This is a genomic window from Martinezella rhizogenes (genome assembly GCF_007002745.1).
Classification (GTDB): domain Bacteria; phylum Pseudomonadota; class Alphaproteobacteria; order Rhizobiales; family Rhizobiaceae; genus Agrobacterium; species Agrobacterium cucumeris.
The window spans coordinates 792,189-811,648 of sequence record NZ_SGNY01000001.1 but is presented as its reverse complement, the minus strand read 5'-3'; the positions used below and the strand labels follow the sequence as shown (position 1 = coordinate 811,648).

The 19,460-nt window shown below is 59.2% G+C and carries 18 protein-coding genes; 7 read left to right on the top strand and 11 right to left on the bottom strand.

Annotation, left to right across the window (positions count from 1 at the left end):
• The first annotated feature begins 240 nt into the window (after positions 1 to 240).
• Entirely contained in the window at positions 241 to 828 is a 588-nt protein-coding gene (locus EXN68_RS04075) for a deaminase (RefSeq protein WP_142839714.1), read from the top strand.
• 69 nt (positions 829 to 897) lie between these two features.
• The gene (gene mazG, locus EXN68_RS04070) at positions 898 to 1,743 is read left to right on the top strand and encodes a nucleoside triphosphate pyrophosphohydrolase (protein WP_142839713.1); all 846 of its coding nucleotides are present in this window, start codon (positions 898 to 900) and stop codon (positions 1,741 to 1,743) included.
• A 153-nt stretch (positions 1,744 to 1,896) separates the two neighbouring features.
• Here the strand turns inward: mazG and hflX are convergent, their stop codons facing one another.
• The 8 genes from hflX to dusB form a co-directional block, all read right to left on the bottom strand.
• Positions 1,897 to 3,318 (bottom strand): GTPase HflX, encoded by a 1,422-nt coding sequence (gene hflX, locus EXN68_RS04065; RefSeq protein ID WP_193559495.1) that lies wholly within the window; start codon positions 3,316 to 3,318, stop codon positions 1,897 to 1,899.
• 108 nt (positions 3,319 to 3,426) lie between these two features.
• Complete coding sequence (hfq, locus tag EXN68_RS04060; protein WP_003496145.1) at positions 3,427 to 3,669, bottom strand: RNA chaperone Hfq; 243 nt, start codon at positions 3,667 to 3,669, stop codon at positions 3,427 to 3,429.
• A gap of 184 nt (positions 3,670 to 3,853) precedes the next feature.
• Positions 3,854 to 5,230: a Trk system potassium transporter TrkA gene (gene trkA, locus EXN68_RS04055; protein WP_142839712.1), complete on the bottom strand. Its 1,377-nt coding sequence runs from the start codon at positions 5,228 to 5,230 to the stop codon at positions 3,854 to 3,856.
• 47 nt (positions 5,231 to 5,277) lie between these two features.
• On the bottom strand, positions 5,278 to 6,642 hold the full coding sequence (gene ntrX / locus EXN68_RS04050) for a nitrogen assimilation response regulator NtrX (RefSeq protein WP_035217431.1): 1,365 nt from the start codon (positions 6,640 to 6,642) through the stop codon (positions 5,278 to 5,280).
• Positions 6,632 to 8,893 (bottom strand): sensor histidine kinase NtrY-like, encoded by a 2,262-nt coding sequence (locus tag EXN68_RS04045; protein WP_142839711.1) that lies wholly within the window; start codon positions 8,891 to 8,893, stop codon positions 6,632 to 6,634. The genes ntrX and EXN68_RS04045 overlap by 11 nt, the downstream gene beginning before the upstream one ends.
• A gap of 150 nt (positions 8,894 to 9,043) precedes the next feature.
• Positions 9,044 to 10,495 carry a nitrogen regulation protein NR(I) gene (gene ntrC / locus EXN68_RS04040; RefSeq protein ID WP_046800205.1) on the bottom strand — a complete coding sequence of 484 codons (1,452 nt, stop codon included), beginning with the start codon at positions 10,493 to 10,495 and terminating at the stop codon, positions 9,044 to 9,046.
• Positions 10,492 to 11,640: a two-component system sensor histidine kinase NtrB gene (locus EXN68_RS04035; RefSeq protein ID WP_046800206.1), complete on the bottom strand. Its 1,149-nt coding sequence runs from the start codon at positions 11,638 to 11,640 to the stop codon at positions 10,492 to 10,494. The genes ntrC and EXN68_RS04035 overlap by 4 nt, the downstream gene beginning before the upstream one ends.
• Positions 11,637 to 12,653, bottom strand: a complete 1,017-nt coding sequence (gene dusB / locus EXN68_RS04030; protein WP_142839710.1) for a tRNA dihydrouridine synthase DusB — start codon at positions 12,651 to 12,653, stop codon at positions 11,637 to 11,639. The genes EXN68_RS04035 and dusB overlap by 4 nt, the downstream gene beginning before the upstream one ends.
• Positions 12,654 to 12,928: 275 nt before the next feature.
• On the opposite strand from dusB, the gene EXN68_RS04025 reads away from it, so the two are divergent.
• Both EXN68_RS04025 and EXN68_RS04020 read left to right on the top strand, forming a co-directional pair.
• Positions 12,929 to 14,116 (top strand): bifunctional 2-C-methyl-D-erythritol 4-phosphate cytidylyltransferase/2-C-methyl-D-erythritol 2,4-cyclodiphosphate synthase, encoded by a 1,188-nt coding sequence (locus EXN68_RS04025; RefSeq protein ID WP_142839709.1) that lies wholly within the window; start codon positions 12,929 to 12,931, stop codon positions 14,114 to 14,116.
• Positions 14,113 to 14,622: a CinA family protein gene (locus EXN68_RS04020; protein ID WP_142839708.1), complete on the top strand. Its 510-nt coding sequence runs from the start codon at positions 14,113 to 14,115 to the stop codon at positions 14,620 to 14,622. Before EXN68_RS04025 ends, EXN68_RS04020 begins: the two co-directional genes overlap by 4 nt.
• Here EXN68_RS04020 and EXN68_RS04015 read toward each other — a convergent pair.
• Both EXN68_RS04015 and EXN68_RS04010 read right to left on the bottom strand, forming a co-directional pair.
• Positions 14,604 to 15,059, bottom strand: coding sequence for a type II toxin-antitoxin system RatA family toxin (locus EXN68_RS04015; protein ID WP_142839707.1), 456 nt, complete (start codon positions 15,057 to 15,059; stop codon positions 14,604 to 14,606). The two genes, EXN68_RS04020 and EXN68_RS04015, sit on opposite strands and share 19 nt — an antisense overlap.
• A gap of 9 nt (positions 15,060 to 15,068) precedes the next feature.
• Positions 15,069 to 15,638: a P-loop NTPase family protein gene (locus EXN68_RS04010; protein ID WP_142839706.1), complete on the bottom strand. Its 570-nt coding sequence runs from the start codon at positions 15,636 to 15,638 to the stop codon at positions 15,069 to 15,071.
• A 247-nt stretch (positions 15,639 to 15,885) separates the two neighbouring features.
• On the opposite strand from EXN68_RS04010, the gene EXN68_RS27585 reads away from it, so the two are divergent.
• From EXN68_RS27585 to EXN68_RS03990, 3 genes are all read left to right on the top strand, one after another.
• Positions 15,886 to 16,062, top strand: coding sequence for a hypothetical protein (locus tag EXN68_RS27585; protein WP_003496171.1), 177 nt, complete (start codon positions 15,886 to 15,888; stop codon positions 16,060 to 16,062).
• A gap of 128 nt (positions 16,063 to 16,190) precedes the next feature.
• Positions 16,191 to 16,925, top strand: coding sequence for a helix-turn-helix transcriptional regulator (locus EXN68_RS04000; protein ID WP_142839705.1), 735 nt, complete (start codon positions 16,191 to 16,193; stop codon positions 16,923 to 16,925).
• Positions 16,926 to 17,286: 361 nt separating this feature from the next.
• Positions 17,287 to 18,219, top strand: coding sequence for a DMT family transporter (locus EXN68_RS03990; RefSeq protein ID WP_142839704.1), 933 nt, complete (start codon positions 17,287 to 17,289; stop codon positions 18,217 to 18,219).
• Positions 18,220 to 18,387: 168 nt separating this feature from the next.
• On the opposite strand, the gene lipA is transcribed toward EXN68_RS03990, so the two are convergent.
• Complete coding sequence (lipA, locus tag EXN68_RS03985) at positions 18,388 to 19,359, bottom strand: lipoyl synthase (protein ID WP_142839703.1); 972 nt, start codon at positions 19,357 to 19,359, stop codon at positions 18,388 to 18,390.
• Positions 19,360 to 19,460: the final 101 nt, after the last annotated feature.

Here is a 19,460-nt window from a genome sequence, read left to right as displayed (position 1 = left end):
GCGCAAGATTGAAGAAACAGAAATTCAAGCCTTTCCAGCGCTTGGATTTTTATTTCTCGAACACCCCTGTTTTTGAGGAAAACAAACCGGCACCCCCGTTTTGCACCGGTCACGGTGCCCTCAAACCCATGAGAATCCCTTGACAAACCGGGTCCTCGCGCCGAACAAGGGAGGACCATTTTCTGTCGTTTTCTCCATGCGAATACCGCTTTCTTCAAAGCGGCACGAAGGATCAGACCCTTGACCAGCCACAGCCTCGCTTCCCGCCTTCTCGACGTCATCGAGCATGATATCCTGCCCTTGACGGCCCGCGGTGTGGGCTTGGGCAACAAGGTTTTCGGTGCGGCGATCCTGCGCAAATCCGACCTGTCGCTGGTGGTTGCCGAGACGAACAACGAACTCGAAAATCCCCTCTGGCACGGTGAAGTGCATACGCTGAAGCGGTTTTACGAGCTGGGTGAAAAGCCAAATACCAAGGATCTGATTTTCCTTTCCACCCATGAACCCTGCACCATGTGCATGTCGGCCATCACCTGGGCCGGATTCGACAATTTCTATTCCTTCTTCAGCCATGAGGATTCACGCGATGCTTTTGCAATCCCGCATGATCTGAAAATCCTGAAGGAGGTATTCGGGCTGGAGCCGGGCGGTTATCGCCGCAACAACGCGTTCTGGAATTCTTTCTTCATCGCCGATCTGGTTGAGGGCGAGGACGATCCGCTGAAAACCACCCTGAAGGCGCAGACGGCCCGTATCAAGGCAACTTACGATGATCTCTCCACCAGCTATCAGTCATCGAAGAGCGACAACGATATTCCGCTGAACTAGGGCATTTTCGTTGAGGGTGCAGTGCGGATCTCCGCGCGAAAAATGCGTAAAAACAAAGGTTTGATACATATGGAAGCCTCGAAGGATATTTCCCGCCTGATCGAGATCATGGAGGCGCTCCGCCAGCCGGAAACCGGTTGCCCGTGGGATATCGTTCAGACTTTCGAGACGATCAAGCCTTACACCATCGAAGAGGCCTATGAAGTTGCCGATGCCATCGAGCGCAAGGATACGGACGATCTGTGCGACGAGCTGGGCGATCTTCTCCTGCAGGTGGTTTTCCATGCCCGCATCGCAGAGGAAATGGGCGAATTCGCTTTCGGTGACGTGGTGCATGCCGTCACTTCGAAGATGATCCGTCGCCACCCGCATGTTTTCGCCGTCTCCAGCGCCGACACACCGGAAACGGTCAAGCTGCAATGGGACCAGATCAAGGCTGAAGAAAAACGTGAGCGTGCGGAGCGCCGTGCGCGCCGGGGTATTACCGAGGATTTCAAGGCTGGTTTTCTGGGCGGCGTACAGCGCAGCCAGCCGGCGCTGACCGAGGCTTTGAAGCTGCAGGAACAGGCGGCGCGCGTTGGCTTCGACTGGTCGGACCCGGCGCCCATCCTCGACAAGATCGAAGAGGAAATCGCCGAGCTGCGCGAGGCGCTGGCGGAAGGCAGGCCGGAGAAGGTTGCGGACGAACTTGGCGACCTGATCTTCGCGCTGGTCAATATCGGCCGTCACGTCAAGACTGATCCGGAAAATGCGCTGCGCGGCACCAACACGAAATTCCGCAGACGTTTCAATCACATCGAAACATCGCTCAACGATAATGGCGAGACGCTTCAGGCGGCGAGCCTCGAGAGGATGGAAGACCTCTGGCAGGCGGCAAAACGCATCGAGCGGTCGCTTGATGTGGTTCCCTCCTGATTGCGACGAACCTCGCCAAACACTCTGCCGTCATCCTCGGGCCTGTCCCGAGGATCTGCCAACGTCTTGATTTTATTCGACGTGTTTAGATCCTCGGGACAAGCCCAAGGATAACGTCGAATGTGAGGGAATGCCGGCTTTCTTACGGACCGTTCAGCGCTCCCAATCCTCGCGCTCGCGAATGGTTGCTTTTCCAAGCTTCCGCTCCAGTTCCACAGCCTGTGCTTCCGACAGGCGAACATCCAGCGCAACCGATCCGTCCTCATGGTCTTCACGGTTATCGACGATGGAGTTGCTGTAGACCCAGGAAATCAGCGGCAATTGCTCGACAGACAAGACAACAGTCGTTTCCGTCAGCACACCGGACAGGCGCTTTGAAATCTCTTCCATCAGGGCATCGACGCCCTCACCCGTGATCGCCGAAACGGCGCGGATATCAGAGCGGCCTTCGGCGCGCTGCATGATGGCGTCATGCGCTTCCGGCTCCAGACGGTCGACCTTGTTCCAGACCTCGATGATGCGCTTTTCGGCTTCTTTCTCGTCGATGCCGAGATCACTGAGAATGCGCAGCACATCCGCAGACTGGGCGGCATTGTCCGGATCGGACATATCACGTACATGCAGAACGAGATCGGCTTCAAGCACCTCTTCCAGCGTCGCGCGGAAAGCCGCAACGAGATGGGTCGGCAGGTCGGAAATGAAACCGACGGTATCGGACAGGATAACCGTGCGGCCGTGCGGCAGTTTCATGCGCCGCAATGTCGGGTCGAGCGTGGCGAACAGCATGTCCTCTGCCAGAACACCTGCCCCGGTGATGCGGTTGAACAGCGTGGATTTGCCGGCATTGGTGTAACCGACGAGCGCAACGATCGGATGCGGCACCTTGCGGCGCTTGGCGCGGTGAAGCTGGCGGGTACGCACCACCTGCTCCAATTCCTTCTCAAGCTTGACGATGCGATCCTGCAGCAGGCGTCTGTCGGCCTCGATCTGGGTTTCACCCGGACCGCCCATGAAGCCCGCACCACCGCGCTGACGCTCAAGGTGGGTCCAGCTTCTGACGAGGCGGCCCTTCTGGTAATTCAGATGCGCAAGATCGACCTGCAGCGTGCCTTCCTTGGTGGAGGCGCGACGGCCGAAGATTTCAAGGATCAGGCCTGTCCGGTCGATGACCTTGGCATTCCATTGCTTTTCGAGATTGCGCTGCTGCACCGGGGTCAGCGGATGATCGACAATCACCAGGCCGGAATTGGTTTCATCCAGCAGATGACCGATTTCCTCGATCTTGCCGGTTCCGAACAGGGTGGCGGGGCGCGGCTGATTGACGGAAACGATGAGACCCTGCGTTACCTCGAGCTCGATGGCAAGCGCCAGACCCTTTGCTTCCTCAAGCTTGGCTTCGACGGAGCGGCCGGGAGCAACTGGTGCCGCCGCATCGCGATTTTCACGCTGTTGCTTGAGGACCGGCACGAGGACCACGGCGCGCATGTCGTCGCGGCGCTTCTCCTGCTCCGGAATGATCGATTCGTTCGAGGTGTCGCGCGTCGAAATGGGCTCAGCCTTATCCAGAAAGAACATTGCGGCCGACCGCATCCGCGCGGACGGCCATGGAGATTAACCTGACGAGACCGGAAATGTTCCGATCCGCGTCAGTTTATATCGAAGATACCGTCAGAGGGAGCCTGATCAGGCTGCGCCTTCTTCGCTTTCGAACATCTGCATCGGCTGGCCGGGCATGATGGTCGAGATCGCGTGCTTGTAGACCAGCTGCGAATGACCGTCACGGCGCAGAAGCACGCAGAAATTGTCGAAGGAAGTGACAACGCCCGTCAGCTTGACGCCGTTGATCAGAAAAATCGTGAGCGAAATCTTTTGCTTACGAACGGTATTGAGGAAAAGATCCTGAAGGTTTTGAGAACGTTCCGCCATGGCGCCGCTTCTTTCTTTATTGCCGGCAGGGACACCGGAAAATAATCAATCAATAATAAACCGGCCGAGTCTAGTCCCCCGCTTGGCCAGCCTGCAACTCTGGTATCAAATCATGTCCCATTCCGCAACGGCGAAAACGGCCTGACGAGTACGAGTATTGACCCGCTTTTTCGATTCGAAACAGTCAGAAATATTGTATCGAAACCCGGAAAAGCTGCTCCACGTCGCGCACCGCATCCGCCGAGGCAAACAGCACGACGCGGTCCTTCGCCTTGATCTTCGTGCTGCCATCCGGGCGGATCACCACGCCGTCGCGATAGATCGCGCCGATGCGTACGCCGTCGGGCATGTCGATATCACGGAAGGACTGGCCCACCAGCGGCGAGGTTTCCAGCGCTTCAGCCTCAATCACCTCCGCCGACCCGCGCTGCACGGCATAGACCGAGCGGATGCGGCCTTTGCGCACATGCTGTAGAACGCGGGAGATGGTGACGGCGCGAGGGTTGATATAGGCATCGAGACCAAGCGAACCCGCGACATCATGAAAGGACGAACTGTTCAGCAGCGCAAGATTGGACTTGCAACCCAGCTGCTTCGCCATCACGGCGGCCAGAATATTCGTCTGGTCGTTATTGGTCAGCGTCACGATCAGATCCGCATCCTGAATATCGGCCTGCATCAGAATTTTCTGATCAAGCGCCGAACCATGCATGACGATGGTGTTGCTGAGCTGCTCCGATGCGGCAACAGCCCTGTCGCGATCTGCCTCGACGATCTTTACCCGGGTTTTCGGCTGCATCTCCTCGATCTTGCGGGCAACGAAGTGGCCGATATTGCCGGCGCCGGCAATCACGATACGTTGCGCTTCCTGCTCCTCATGGCCAAACAGGCTTAAGGTACGGCGGGCGTGCTGGCGCTGACAGATGACATAGGCAAGGTCGCCGACCCTCAACTGTTCGGAGGAATGCGCCACCTTGAGGATGCCGTTACGGAAAACACCGACGACCGTGGCGATGAGGTCCGGAAAAAGGTTGGAAAGCTGGTGTAGCGGCGTATTGATGACCGGGCAGTCCTCCATGCATTCAATCGCCAGCATGTATATCGTGTCATCCGCGAACCGCACTACGTCGGTGGCGCCTGGAAAGGCGATGCGGCGCAACACCATCTTGCCGACTTCCACTTCCGGGGAAATCGTCACGTCGATCGACATGTTCTCGCGGCTGAAGAGATCGGCATATTCCGGCTTCAGATAACTCTGGTCGCGGATGCGGGCGATCTTGGTCGGCACACTGAACAAGGCATGCGCCACCTCGCAGGCAACGATGTTGATCTCGTCATGCAGTGTGACGGCGATGATCATGTCCGCCTGGTCGGCACCCGCTTTCGCCAGCATGTCCGGATGCGCGCCATGGCCGACATAACCGCGCACATCGAGCGTCTCGGTGATGGCGGAGATGAGCGGCGCGGCGGTATCGATCACCGATACCTCGTTATCCTCGCGCGACAATTGTTCGGCTATGCCGTAACCCACCTGCCCTGCGCCGCAAATGATGACTCTCATGCTGTCTCTCTGACGGAATATCGGTTACGGCAATGCGCCTTCTGTCCTTATACGCCGAGAGATTTCAGTTTGCGATGCAGTGCCGATCTTTCCATGCCAACAAATTCTGCCGTGCGCGAAATATTGCCGCCGAAACGGTTGATCTGGGCTACCAGATAATCCCGTTCAAACATTTCACGGGCTTCACGCAGCGGCAGGGTCATGATGTGCTGGTCTCCCTGCGCCGAAATCTTCGGCAGCATGTCGCCGATATCTGATGGCAGCATGTCGGCCGAGATCGGCGCTTCGCCGCCTTCGGGACGCGCGAGAATCATCAGTCGCTCGATATTGTTTCGCAGCTGGCGAATATTGCCCGGCCAGTCGTGCGTCTGCAGGACGGCCATGGCGTCGTCGCCGATCTTGCGCGGGCGAATGCCGGCCTGCTCGGAAATCTGCCGCATGAACATGTCGACGAGGAAAGGAATATCCTCGCGCCGTTCGGACAGAGCCGGCACCTTCACGGGCACGACGGCAAGGCGATGGTAAAGATCCTCGCGGAACTGGCCTTCGGCGATCAGGCTTTCGAGGTGATGGGCGGTCGAGGAAATGATGCGTACATCCACCTTCACCCGCTTGCCGCCACCGACACGCTCGAACTGCTGGTCAACCAGCACACGCAGGATCTTGTTCTGGGTTTCGCGTGGCATTTCGCCGACTTCGTCGAGATAAAGAACACCGCGATGGGCCTCTTCCAGCGCGCCGACCTTGCGTGGCTGACCCGGCAGCCCTTCGGTACCGAAGAGCGCGATTTCCATGCGGTCCGGCGTGATCGTCGCGGCATTCAACGCCACGAAAGGCCCGGTGGCGCGTGAGGATTTCTTGTGCACCATGCGCGCCACCAGTTCCTTGCCAGAACCCGAGGGGCCAAGGATCATGATGCGGCTGTTGGTGGGGGCTACCCTGTCGATGGTCTGACGAAGCTGCGAAACCGCAAGAGAAGCGCCGACGAGTTCAACCGCGTCACCCGTGCGCTTTTTGAGTTCCTGAACCTCGCGCTTCAGCTTGGAGTTCTCCAGCGCCCGCTCGGCTATCAGGATAAGGCGGTCGGCCTTGAACGGTTTTTCGATGAAATCGAAAGCGCCGCGCTTGATAGCGTTGACGGCGGTTTCAATATTGCCGTGACCGGAAATCATGACGACAGGAATTTCGGGATGGCGGCTCTTGATCTCGTCTAACAGCGCCAGACCGTCGAGCTTCGAACCCTGCATCCAGATGTCGAGAAAGATCAGGCGCGGCACGCGCTCCGAAATCGCGGCCAGCGCACTGTCGCTGTCGAAGGCCATGCGGGTTTCGTGGCCCTCGTCGGACAAAATGCCCGCCACGATTTCGCGAATATCCGCCTCGTCGTCCACGACCAGAATATCAGACGCCATATGCTGCTTCCTTGTTATTTTCGCCGCCGACCGCCTCGATATAGGGCAGCAGCACTCTGATCATGGCGCCGTGGCCGTGATCGAACTCCGGCGGGGCATCGTGGAGTTCCAGATACCCGCCATGCTCTTCGATGATCTTCTTGACGATGGCGAGGCCGAGACCGGTGCCCTTGTCGCGCATCGTCATATAGGGTTCGAGAATGCGATGACGGTTCTCGACGGGAAGGCCGCGGCCATTGTCGATGATGTCAGCCACGAAACGGGAATTGGCCTCGTCGAAAGAGGCGCGCACGAGGATTTTCCCCGGCCGCTTTTCGCCTTCCACCGCCTCGATGGCTTCCGTTGCATTCTTGATGAGATTGCCGAACGCCTGTCCCAGCATGCGGGCATCAAACATGCCCTCCAGCGCGACATCGCCCAGTTCGGTGGAGAATTTCGTGTCGGCGGCGCTGATTTCCCGCAGGAACGCCGCGTCCTTCAGGATCGAACGCAGGTCCGACTTTTCCTTCGTCGGCTTCGGCATGCGTGCGAAAGCCGAGAATTCGTCCACCATCCGGCCGATATCACCGACCTGCCGGACGATGGTGTCCGTACACTGGTCAAAAACGGCGCGGTCGCTTTCGTCGATCTGCTTGCCGAAACGGCGCTTGATGCGCTCGGCGGAAAGCTGGATCGGCGTCAGCGGGTTCTTGATTTCATGGGCGATACGGCGCGCCACATCCGACCATGCGGTGGAGCGTTGAGCGATGACGAGATCGGTGATGTCATCGAGGGTGATGACGTAGCTGTCGCGGCTGTCGCGGGCATCCTCGCGGGTCACCTGCACATTGAGCGTCCGCTCCTTGCCGCGTCGCATGATGTTGATCTGCTTGCGGAAATTGCCGCGCGACCAGGTGTTGGCCTCGGTCACAACCTGTTCGATCTCGGGCGCGATCTCCGACAATTGCGCGCCGATCAGCTGCTCGGAGGTCTGCGCCAGAAATTCTTCACCCGACGGATTGACGATGGTGATCTTGCGGTTCTCGTCGACACCGATAACAGCTGCGGTAACGCCTGACAGCACGGCCTCGATGAAGCGGCGGCGATCGTCGATATCATCCTTGGCCTCGATGATCTGCTCCTGCTGGCTGCGCAGTTCCGAGACCATCTTGTTGAAAGTGCGCGACAGGCGCCCAACGTCGCCATCCACTGCGCGGACGGGCACCAGAACATGCATGTTGCCGGTGGCGACACTGTCTGCGGCACTGATGAGCAGGCGGATCGGTCGCACGATACGGTCGGCCACCGCAATAGCGGTCCAGATGGCGGCCAAAAGCACGATCAAGGCAAAACCGAGATAGAGGATCGCAAAGGCGATCTGCAGCGGCGCGCGGCCGGCCTCCATTGCCTTGTATTCAGCACGGTTCTCCTCCATCAGCCGCATCGCACCCATCACCTTGGGATCGACGGCGCGAACGGTGTAGAGGAAAGTGCCCTCGATGCCTTCAAGCTTGATGATGGCGCCGACAAGGTTGGTAATGCCGGGCGGGATCAGCGTCGGCTGGCCGGCGGCGGCCTTTTCCAGCGCATCGTGCGGAATGGCGGGAAGTGGTTTTTCCGTCTTGATGTTGGCCTGAGCGACGGCGTCGCCATCTTCCTGCACCAGAAACGCGCCAAGCAGGCCGCGGCCCTTGGCCTGACGGGTCATCAGATCGACGAAGCCCGTACGGTCGAGATAAAAAAGCGCGCGGTTGCGATCAAGGTCGGTGGCCATCGACAGGGTCTGTCCCTGAAGGTAGCCGGCATTTTCCATCATATAGGCCTGAGCGATATTGCTGGAGGAATCGACGATCGACTGGGTTCTAAGCGAAAACCAGCGATCGAGACCGACATTCAGCGTCAGACTGGCGAAGATGGCGACAAGCACGGCCGGCGTGATTGCCACTATGGAGAAAAGCACGACGATGCGCACATGCAGACGGGCCGCCGCCCTGCCCTTTTTGCGCGCTTTCAGCAGGCGGTTGATTTCGCGGCCGATCAAAAAGATCAGGCCGATCACGAAGATCGAATTGATGACGACGGAGGCAATGACGACATTCGATGTCGGCGCAATCGGCGTGACGCCGAGAAGCACGAAGAGGGTAATGATGGCGCAAACGAGAGCGACGCCAGCGAGCACCAGCCCCGGCAGAGCGAAAGACATCCTGCGATCGGCAACCACCATGCCCGCTGCCTCATCGGCAACGGCGTGTTCAGCGGCGGGTTTCCGCATGCACTACTCCCAATCGCTGGCCAGCCAGCACCACATTCCTGAAGTCAGGCGAGAAACGCTTGAGACTAGCGAATCTCTCTCCCTCCTAGTGTTTTCCAAGCAACACAATGTGGCGAAAATGCAACGACAAGTGCGGCCTTGTCAACATTCTCAGGTCGGGCGGGAGCTGCGATAGACCGAAACGCCAAGCTCGCGGATCTTTTTGCGCAGCGTATTGCGGTTCAGGCCGAGGAGATCGGCGGCCTTGATCTGGTTGCCACGCGTCGCCGTCAGGGCAGCGAGAATCAGCGGATATTCGAGTTCGCGCAGCACGCGGTCATAAAGGCCGGGCGGCGGCAGGCCGTCGCCGAAGCTTGCAAAATAATCCCGCATATTCTCCTCGACCGCCTGCGAAATGCTAAGCGTGCCGGTGCGGACCGCCATCTTGTCGAGCGGGCTGTCAGGAACATCCGACTGCAATTCCTGCTCGATGATCTCGCGGGTGATGACTTCCTGCGGATAAAGGGCCATCAGCCGGCGGATCAGGTTTTCCAGCTCGCGCACGTTGCCCGGCCAGGCATAGGCCTTCATGACCTCAAGGGCTTCGCTCTCGAAACGCTTGCCTTCCAGGCCTTCCTTCTCGCCTGTCTGGATGAAATGACGCACCAGATCGGGAATATCCTCGGCGCGGTCACGCAGCGGCGGCAGGCGCAGCGGCACGACATTCAGGCGATAATAAAGGTCCTCGCGGAAGAGGCCCTGATTGATCGATTGCTTCAGGTCCTTGTTGGTGGCGGCAACGATGCGGACATCGGTGCGGATCGGCGTGCGACCACCCACCGTCGTATATTCGCCCTGTTGCAACACACGCAGCAGGCGCGTCTGTGCGTCCATCGGCATATCGCCGATTTCATCGAGGAACAGCGTGCCACCCTCGGCCTGTTCGAAACGGCCGGTGGAGCGGTTTTGCGCACCGGTGAAGGCGCCCTTCTCATGGCCGAACAGTTCCGATTCGATGAGATCACGCGGGATCGCTGCCATGTTGATGGCGACGAAGGGACCGTTGCGGCGCTTGCCGTAATCATGCAGCGCCCGCGCCACGAGTTCCTTACCGGTACCGGACTCACCCGTGATCATCAGCGTCAGGTCAGTCTGCATCAGGCGGGCGAGAACACGGTAGATTTCCTGCATCGCTGCCGAGCGGCCAACCAGCGGCATGCCGTCCTGCATGTCGTCATCGAGCTTCGCCGGCTTGCGCTTCGGCTCAGAAAGCGCGCGGCCGATGATGGCGATCAACTCCGTCAGATCGAAGGGCTTGGGCAGATAATCATAAGCGCCCTTTTCCGAGGCCTTGATGGCGGTCATGAAAGTGTTCTGGGCGCTCATGACCAGAACCGGCAGGTCCGGCCGGGCCTTCTTGATGCGTGGCAGAAGATCAAAGGCGTTTTCGTCCGGCATCACGACATCGGTCACGACAAGATCGCCCTCACCTGCCGAAACCCAGCGCCAGAGCGTTGCGGCATTGGAAGTGATGCGCACATCGTAACCGGCGCGGCTGAGCGCCTGGTTCAGAACCGTGCGGATCGCGGCATCATCATCGGCGACGAGGATCGTAGCTGTCATGGGTCATTTCCTGTCGTGTTCGGCAAAGAGCTGTCGTCTAGCGCCATTTCCGGCGAGACGGGCAACAATACGCGGAAAGTCGTGCGGTGGTTCTGGCTGTCACATTCAACGATGCCACCATGCGCGCCGATCAGCTTGGCAACAAGTGCCAGGCCGAGGCCCGAACCATTCGTCTTGGTGGTAATGAAAGGATCGAAAAGATGCGGCAAAAGATCGGCCGGGACGCCCGGACCATTATCATGCACGCAAAATTCGAGCGGCAGCGAGATGCGTTCGCGGCTGCCGGCGACTGAAAGGCGCATGCCGGGACGGTAAGCGGTGGTCAGCAATATCTCGCCATCCGGCTGATTGCCCACGGCTTCCGCCGCATTCTTCACCAGATTGAGAAACACCTGCACCAGCTGATCGCGATTGGCATAGACCGGCGGCAGCGACGGGTCATAATTTTCGGAAATCTTGATGTTGCGGGCAAAGCCGGCCTTGGCGATGGCCTTCACATGATCGAGCACCGAATGGATGTTGACCGGCACGCGGTCCACCGGCCGCTCATCGGAAAATACCTCCATGCGATCGACCAGCGAGACGATGCGGTCGGTCTCATCGCAGATCAGCCGCGTCAGCGCCCGGTCCTCGTCGGCAACCGATGTTTCCAGCAGCTGGGCGGCGCCACGAATACCGGAAAGCGGATTCTTGATCTCATGCGCCAGCATCGAGGCGAGCCCGGTGACGGAACGAGCCGCCGCGCGATGGGTCAATTGCCGATCGATCTTGTCGGCCATCGACCGTTCCTGAAAGACGACGACGACCGATCCCGGCTCGCTGACGACAGGCGCGACGTAAAGGTCGACCAACTTGTCCTGTCCGAGACGCGGAGAACTCAGGTCAACGCGATATTCATTGACCGGCGCGCGGCGCTCCCGCACCTGATCGATCAGCGCCAGAAGCGGGCTGCCAAAGGGAATGAAGGTGGAGACGCGGTAGCGGGCAAGATGGGAGGCGCTCGCCCCGAAAAAGGCTTCGGCTTCCCAATTGGCGAATGCGATAAAACCTTCGGCATCCACCAGAATGACGGGGTTCTGCACCGCGTTCAGAACCGCCATGGCGAGCGGGTTTGCATCTGCCGGGCTGTGTTTGTCAGCGCTCATGCGGCCTTCCTTGCGGCTTCTTCGCCCGCATTTTCGCAAAGGGCGGAGCGCAGCAGATCCGCCACTTCCGCCGTGTCACGCGATGTCATGATTTTAGCCTTGTCGGGCGCGGTAAAATCCGGTGCAAAACGGTCGAGATACCAGCCCAGATGTTTGCGGGCATGCCGCAGACCGGCTTCCCTTCCGTAAAATTCCAGCATCATCTCGTAATGCTCGACGGCAATATCAGCGATTTCGGCGCGTTGCGGTGCTGAATGTCCGGCCAGCACCGCCGGCAGCCAGGGCTGCCCCTGCGCACCGCGACCGACCATGACGGCATCCGCACCGGAACGACGGAGAATTTCCCGCGCATCATCAGCGGTCTCGACATCGCCATTGGCGATCAGCGGCACGGAAACTACCTCCCGCACTGCGCGGATGGCGTCCCAGTCCGCATGTCCCTCATAAAACTGCATGCGGGTACGGCCGTGAATGGTGATGAGCTGAACCCCTGCCGCTTCGGCGCGGCGGGCAATCTCGGGCGCGTTGATGGTGTTTTCGTCCCAGCCGAGCCGCATCTTCAGCGTGACGGGCACAGCAACCGCGCCAACCGTCGCCTCGATCAATGAAAGAGCGTGATCGGGATCGCGCATCAGCGCCGAACCGGAATAACCGCCCGTCACCTTCTTGGCCGGGCAACCCATGTTGATATCGATGATGCCGGCGCCGTTATCCGCGGCAATCCTGGCGGCTTCCGCCATGAAATGCGCCTCGCGCCCGGCAAGCTGCACCATATGCGGAACCATGCCGGCATTTTTCAGCCGCGCCCAGGATTCACCCCTGTTGGCCACGAGTTCGCGGCTAGCGACCATTTCCGTCACGACCAGACCCGCGCCATAACGCCAGGCAAGCTGCCGGAACGGCAGATCCGTCACGCCAGACATGGGCGCCAGCACCGCACGATTACGGATCGTTACTGAGCCGATGCTGAACGGTTCTGACAATTCCGGAAGGGACAACTGATGATCTTTCATGCAGAAGGGTTATTTGCATTATTTTTAGACAGTGTTTGCGCAGTTGCCAAGCACTTTTAGAAGGTTGCACCTTTTATTTGCGGGGCGGCTGCCTGCCTGTTTTGCGGTCGGTGGCAATTTGTGCAGGTTGCGACGCGCAATGACAGACGATCCTGCGGCGTGCAGGATGAATGCGCGTCTTATCGGGCTGGCCATCCCGGTTTTGAAACGCTAGAGCAGGACTGTCAACCGCTAAGGGTTGCGCGCAAAGCATATGACCAATGCAGGAAAGTACTATGAAACTCGGCATCGTCATCGTCGCCGCCGGACGCGGTGAAAGGGCAGGCTCCCCCGAGGAGGGGCCAAAACAATATCGCCCGATCGGCGGCAAGGCCGTGATCGAGCATACATTGTCGACCTTTCTTGACTGGGACGGTACTTGCCCGATCGTGATCGTCAGCCATGCCGACGATGCCGCACTGTTGTCACCGATCCTTGAGCGGGTTGACGCCGGCGAGCGGATCATCACGGTGACCGGCGGCGCAACGCGCCAGCAATCGGTGCTGGCCGGGCTTGAGGTGCTTTCCTCGCACGATCTGAGCCATGTCATGATCCATGATGCGGTGCGGCCTTTCGTCGCCGCCGAGATGCTGGAGCGTATCGTGGCGCTGCACCAGGAAGGTGCTGTCGGCGTTCTGCCCGCCCTGCCCGTCACCGATACGCTGAAGCGCGGGTCAGATGATCGCGTCGTGGAAACGGTTTCCCGGCAGGGACTTTATGCGGCGCAGACGCCACAAAGCTTCGGCTTTGGAGATATTCTCGCCGCACACCGCGCCGCTGCCGCTTCCGGAAAGACCGATTTTACCGACGATGCGTCGATTGCCGAATGGGCGGGACTGCCGGTGACGCTGACCGAAGGTTCGGTCGACAATGTCAAACTCACTCTCAAGCGGGATATCACCATGGCTGATGAAAAGCTCTCTCACGCATTGCCCGACGTGCGCACCGGCAATGGCTACGACGTGCACCAGCTGGAGGCCGGCGATGGCGTGACGCTTTGCGGCGTGTTCATCGAACACGACCAGAGACTCAAAGGCCATTCGGATGCCGATGTGGCGCTGCATGCGTTGACGGACGCGCTGCTCGCCACCTGTGGTGCGGGCGATATCGGCGATCACTTCCCGCCATCCGATCCGCAATGGAAGGGTGCAGCCTCACGCATCTTCCTCGAACATGCGGCCAAGGTGGTGCGCGACAATGGCGGCACGATCATGAATGCCGATGTCTCACTGATCGCCGAAGCACCGCGCATCGGCCCGCATCGCCAGGCCATGCGCGAAGCGCTCTCTGATATGCTTGGGATTGCGCTGGAGCGCTGCTCGGTGAAAGCGACAACCAATGAAACCATCGGCTTTGTGGGCCGCCGGGAAGGCATTGCGGCCATCGCCACCGCCACCGTCGTTTACAAGGGCAGACCACTATGAGCCTTTTTCCCGGTGACATAGAAAGACTGGCGCAGCGGATCATCTCCGATTTCACCGCGCGTGGCTTCATGGTCTCGACCGCTGAAAGCTGCACAGGCGGCCTGATCGCCGGTTCGCTGACCGAAATTGCCGGCTCTTCCGCCGTCGTTGATCGCGGTTTCGTCACCTATACGAACCAGGCCAAGATGGACATGCTGGGGGTTGGCGCCGAGACGCTGACGACCTTCGGCGCGGTATCCCGGCAGACGGCGCTGCAGATGGCGCATGGCGCACTGTTCCGCTCGCGTGCGGATTTTGCCATGGCCGTGACCGGCATTGCCGGTCCTGGAGGCGGTTCCGCCGACAAACCCGTTGGCCTGGTGCATCTGGCCGCCAAGGCACGCAGCGGCGAAATCCTGCATCATGAAATGCGTTACGGCGAGATCGGCCGCACCGAAATCCGGCTGGCGACCGTCAGAACTGCACTTGAGATGCTTGTCGCCCTCAATCAGGTCGGGTCGGCGTAAATCTTGTCCGCGCGGGTCTCGAAGGCTTCGGCGAACATACGGAAGGCCCGGTCGAACATCGACCCCATGACGGCGCCGAGCAACCGGCTCTTGAATTCATAATCGATGAAGAAATGAATGGCCGAGCCACCATCTTTTGATTCTTCGAAACGCCAGCGATTGTCGAGATATTTAAACGGCCCATCGATATATTTCACATCGATGGCGCGCTCGGCCGGGTTCAGCAGCACCTGCGTGGTGAAGGTCTCGCGAATGGCCTTGTAGCCCACCGTCATATCCGCCACCAGCAGCACCTTGCCATCCCGCTCCTTGCGCGAGCGAACGGTAAGCCCTTCGCAAAGGGGCAGAAACTCCGGATATTTCTCCACATCGGCGACAAGGTCGTACATGCGGTCGGGTGAGTGTTTGACGTGGCGATGCGTTTCGAACTGGGGCATAAGCGGCAGTTAATCGCCGATAACAAGAAGATCAAGAAGGCGGCGAAACTGTTTTCGGCTTTTCAGCTGGAATACCGGCACACCCTGACCATAAAGAGCGAAATTCTGCTCGAAAATCGGAGTATGGCGGCGCTCGAAGTTCCAGATATAACGCAGGAAATCGGCGTCTATCCTTTCCGGACATCCCTCCGCCATTTCAGGCCGTGCCTTGCCATAACCCTTGATCGCCCGGCTGATGGCTCCCCACAGGCAGAGCCAGCGCGGCATTCTCACCCAGAGCACGATGTGAGAGCGCGGCATGCGCATATCAAAAGACGACGGATTGCTGCCATCCATCAACCAGCGCTCCTCCATGACCATGGCGGCTATCCGCTGCCGCTGTTCTTCGCGCGGGCGCAACTCCCAGCCGGGCAGCCAGAAAATTTCGCGATCCATGGAGATATAACGAAGCTCAAATTTGCGCGCGAGTTTCTGCGAGAGCGTCGACTTGCCGCCCCCGGAGCAGCCAACGACCATGATGCGCTGCGCCCGAACAATGATTGCAGCCGCGTCTTCCACTGTCTCGAGATAGTTCGGCATTCTATACCCTCGTCATGACCGGAAAATTGCCTAACGTGCGGACACCCGCATTCAAGCGATATTGTCGTTGCGCATGGCAGTTACGGAAAATTGACTATTGCAACCCCCTCACAGGGATTGCTATTTATTTGCCACTAATATTACACCCACTGGATGCAAACGCGCCGGGCGCTCCCGTTTTTCCCACGCGTATTCATCTTTGGGTTCAGACCCGACACATAACCGCTTTGAGCCACTGAGTGAGCCGATGGACGATTTTTCCAACATCATCAACCTTCTCGAATCCGCCAAGCAACTCGCATCGATGAACGGCATGCCCGTGCTTGCCTACCTTATCGACGTTGCAAAATGCGAGGCGAGAGAGAACAAGCCGGTTCTGCGCAAGCGCAAACGCGGCGAATCGACCGCCAAGGAAGACTGTTAATTGCCGTTTCGTATGGCCCACCGATAAAGCCGGCTGGCCCAACCTTCAAGACGATGTCATAATCAGACAATGAAACTGGCCGCTTTTTCGAGGCGGCCATTTCTTTGCACAATGGAAACGACAGCGTCATGACAGTCGCATCGGCAGATATCAGAACCTACCGGCAGGAACGACCTAGGGAACGGCACGGTTTCGTGCAGATCGTTCTTCCAGTCTCCGGCTGCCTGCGGATTGACGTGGGCGGACGGCAGGACGAACTGTCGACCGGACGCGGCGTCTTCATCCACCGTGATGCATCGCATACGCAGGAAGCGACGGCGATAAACCATTCGCTGGTGGTGGATATCGATGAAAGTGCCGTTTCCGAACAGACGCTGGAGAGATTCGCCCGCGCGCCGTTTCTCGATATTGCGCCTGATACACGGCAATTGATCGCCTATATGCGCGGCCTCATCAAAACCGACGGCCGGCGCGACGATATTGCCGGTCTCTGGGCGCCCCTGCTGGTGGACAGCCTTGCGCCTGAAAAAGCCGATATCCGCCAGCGCCTGCGCAAACTCAGTGCAGTCGTCAGGGCGGAGCCGTTCTTTCCCTGGACGATCGACATGCTGGCGGCCTGCGTGACGATCAGCGACAGCCGCCTGCACGCGTTGTTTCTCGAAGAATTCGGTTTCCCGCCTCACCGCTGGCTTGCCGGATTGCGGATGGACAAGGTTTGCACGCTCCTCAGCCAATCCAGCCTGCCGATTGCCGAAATCGCTCTCAGTGCCGGTTTTTCCGACCAGACGGCGCTGACCCGCGCCATGCGCAATGCGGTGGGTGAAACGCCGGCCACCTATCGCCGGAACCGCGGCATTCATTAGATTTGAGCTTTCAGGAGGTTGTCAGCTCATAGCGGATCGAGGTGGGCGTGGTTTACCCCCCTCTGCCCTGCCGGGCATCTCCCCCTCAAGGGGGGAGATCGGCAGGAGGCGCTACCTCCACTTCATTCTCAAGCTTCGAGATGAACGAGACCTTGCCGCAGATCGATCTCCCCCCTTGTGGGGGAGATGCCCGGCAGGGCAGAGGGGGGTAAACCTCACACACCCTCGATCCGCTATCAACGGACAACCCTCTAAAAACCAACAATCAGAGCGGCGGACAAAACCTCAGGAGTTTTTGTCAAGACAGCCGCAAAGGCCTGTGGCACATCGCAGGCAAATGTGAATGTGGATGTGACATGACATGAACAACAAAACGGGTCTCGGTGTTTTTTACGGCGTGCTGGCAGGCGCACTCTGGGGTGGCATATTTCTCGCTCCGAAACTCGTGCCTGATTTTTCGGCCCTGCAATTATCGACGGCGCGTTATCTCACCTATGGGCTGATTTCCCTCATCATCATCGGGCCGCGCCTGAAACGGGTATCGGCGCATTTCGGCGCGCGGGAATGGTTTGCGCTCGGCTGGCTGAGCATGATCGGCAATATCGCCTATTATGTCTTCATATCAACGGCGGTGAAGCTCAGCGGCGTTGCTTTCACTTCGATCATCATCGGCTTCCTGCCCGTCGCCGTTACCATTATCGGCAGTCGTGACCATGGCGCGGTGTCGCTGAAGCGGCTGTGGCCATCGCTTGCCTTCGGCGCAATCGGCATTATCGGCATTTCCTGGCAGTCGCTGACGGAAAACGATGCCGGTCTGGATGTGTCCCGCGTCATCGGGCTTGCCTGTGCTCTCGGCGCGCTGGCCTCCTGGACGGCTTTTGCCGTCGGCAATGCCCGCTGGCTGTCACGTCTTCACCATGTCAGCGCCGATGACTGGAACATGATGACCGGTGTCGTGACCGGCGGGCTTGCGCTGCTGCTCGCCATTCCGGCCTTCGGCTTTGGCGGAGGAAGCCACAATATGGGAGACTGGCTGCATTTCGCCGCCATCGCCGCTGGCCTCGGTTTCACCGCCTCCATTCTCGGCAATGCATTCTGGAACCGCATGAGCCGCATGCTGCCGCTCACCCTGGTCGGGCAGATGATCCTGTTCGAGACGCTGTTTGCGCTGCTTTACGGGTTTTTATGGGAAGGACGCGGGCCGACGATTGTCGAGATCGTGGCGATCTGTTCGGTGGTGCTGAGCGTGATCTTGTGCATGCGGGCGCATAGGCCGGAGAAGGTTGTGGTGTGAGCGAGGCAAGCTAAAACAGGCAGCCAAGTTTCCTGACGAGCCCACGCCACTCGACGTCGTCCTCGGGCCTGACCCGAGTATCCACCTTTTCGGTCGCCAATGGATCCTCGCCTGAAGGGCGAGGATGACGAGGGAGAGAGAGTGCGCCCCTTTTGGGCCTACCGCTGCTTACTCCGCAGCCGCCAGCAGCTTCTTTTCGCGGGCAGCACGCAGGCGCTCGAAATCGTCGCCGGCATGATGCGACGACCGCGTCAGCGGGCTGGAGGAGACCATCAGGAAGCCCTTGGTATAGGCAACCGTTTCGTAGGACTTGAACTCTTCCGGCGTCACGAAGGCCTCGACCTTGTGGTGCTTGCGGGTCGGCTGCAGGTACTGGCCGATGGTCAGGAAGTCCACGTCGGCGCTGCGCAGATCATCCATCAGCTGCAGCACTTCGTTACGCTCTTCACCGAGGCCAACCATGATTCCCGACTTGGTGAACATGGTGGGGTCCAGTTCCTTGACGCGCTGCAGGAGGCGCACGGAATGGAAGTAGCGCGCACCGGGGCGGACCGTCAGATAATTGCCCGGAACGGTTTCCATATTGTGATTGAAGACATCGGGCTTGGCGGCCACGACACGCTCCAGAGCACCGGGCTTCTTCAGGAAGTCGGGTGTGAGGATTTCGATGGTCGTGTTTGGAGACGCAGCACGGATCGCCCATATGACCTTTTCGAAATGTTCAGCACCGCCGTCGGCGAGATCGTCACGGTCTACCGAGGTGATGACGACGTGCGAAAGGCCCATCTGCTTGACGGCCTTGGCGACATTCTCAGGCTCGTCCATGTCAAGCGCGTTGGGCTTGCCGGTCGCGACGTTGCAGAAGGCGCAGGCGCGGGTGCAGATTTCACCCATGATCATGAAGGTCGCGTGTTTCTTGTCCCAGCATTCGCCGATATTCGGACAGCCGGCTTCCTCGCACACCGTTACCAGCTTGTGGCTGCGCACCAGTTCGCGCGTCTCGTGATAGCCCTTGGAGGTCGGCGCCTTGACGCGGATCCATTCCGGCTTGCGCATGACCTCGGTATCGGGCCGATGCGCCTTTTCCGGATGGCGGATACGCTTTTCGTCGGACGACGTTCTGTCGAGAATAGTGACCATTTAAAACCTGCTTCCATCGCCTGTGGCGATCTAAACACCTGTTGGCCGGATGCTTTAGAACAATTCCAGAAAAAGCGTAAGCCCCTTCCGGTCACGAAGCA

What these genes read in the sequence shown, in the direction of transcription:
- ntrX (WP_035217431.1), bottom strand. Translation starts at nt 6,642, where the DNA reads ATGGCGTCTGATATTCTGGTCGTGGACGACGAGGCGGATATTCGCGAA.
- EXN68_RS04035 (WP_046800206.1), bottom strand. Translation starts at nt 11,640, where the DNA reads ATGAGCGCTGACAAACACAGCCCGGCAGATGCAAACCCGCTCGCCATG.
- hflX (WP_193559495.1), bottom strand. Translation starts at nt 3,318, where the DNA reads ATGTTCTTTCTGGATAAGGCTGAGCCCATTTCGACGCGCGACACCTCG.
- hfq (WP_003496145.1), bottom strand. Translation starts at nt 3,669, where the DNA reads ATGGCGGAACGTTCTCAAAACCTTCAGGATCTTTTCCTCAATACCGTT.
- EXN68_RS04000 (WP_142839705.1), top strand. Translation starts at nt 16,191, where the DNA reads ATGACAGTCGCATCGGCAGATATCAGAACCTACCGGCAGGAACGACCT.
- dusB (WP_142839710.1), bottom strand. Translation starts at nt 12,653, where the DNA reads ATGAAAGATCATCAGTTGTCCCTTCCGGAATTGTCAGAACCGTTCAGC.
- EXN68_RS27585 (WP_003496171.1), top strand. Translation starts at nt 15,886, where the DNA reads ATGGACGATTTTTCCAACATCATCAACCTTCTCGAATCCGCCAAGCAA.
- EXN68_RS04025 (WP_142839709.1), top strand. Translation starts at nt 12,929, where the DNA reads ATGAAACTCGGCATCGTCATCGTCGCCGCCGGACGCGGTGAAAGGGCA.
- mazG (WP_142839713.1), top strand. Translation starts at nt 898, where the DNA reads ATGGAAGCCTCGAAGGATATTTCCCGCCTGATCGAGATCATGGAGGCG.
- EXN68_RS04045 (WP_142839711.1), bottom strand. Translation starts at nt 8,893, where the DNA reads ATGCGGAAACCCGCCGCTGAACACGCCGTTGCCGATGAGGCAGCGGGC.
- ntrC (WP_046800205.1), bottom strand. Translation starts at nt 10,495, where the DNA reads ATGACAGCTACGATCCTCGTCGCCGATGATGATGCCGCGATCCGCACG.
- EXN68_RS04020 (WP_142839708.1), top strand. Translation starts at nt 14,113, where the DNA reads ATGAGCCTTTTTCCCGGTGACATAGAAAGACTGGCGCAGCGGATCATC.
- trkA (WP_142839712.1), bottom strand. Translation starts at nt 5,230, where the DNA reads ATGAGAGTCATCATTTGCGGCGCAGGGCAGGTGGGTTACGGCATAGCC.
- EXN68_RS04010 (WP_142839706.1), bottom strand. Translation starts at nt 15,638, where the DNA reads ATGCCGAACTATCTCGAGACAGTGGAAGACGCGGCTGCAATCATTGTT.
- lipA (WP_142839703.1), bottom strand. Translation starts at nt 19,359, where the DNA reads ATGGTCACTATTCTCGACAGAACGTCGTCCGACGAAAAGCGTATCCGC.
- EXN68_RS03990 (WP_142839704.1), top strand. Translation starts at nt 17,287, where the DNA reads ATGAACAACAAAACGGGTCTCGGTGTTTTTTACGGCGTGCTGGCAGGC.
- EXN68_RS04015 (WP_142839707.1), bottom strand. Translation starts at nt 15,059, where the DNA reads ATGCCCCAGTTCGAAACGCATCGCCACGTCAAACACTCACCCGACCGC.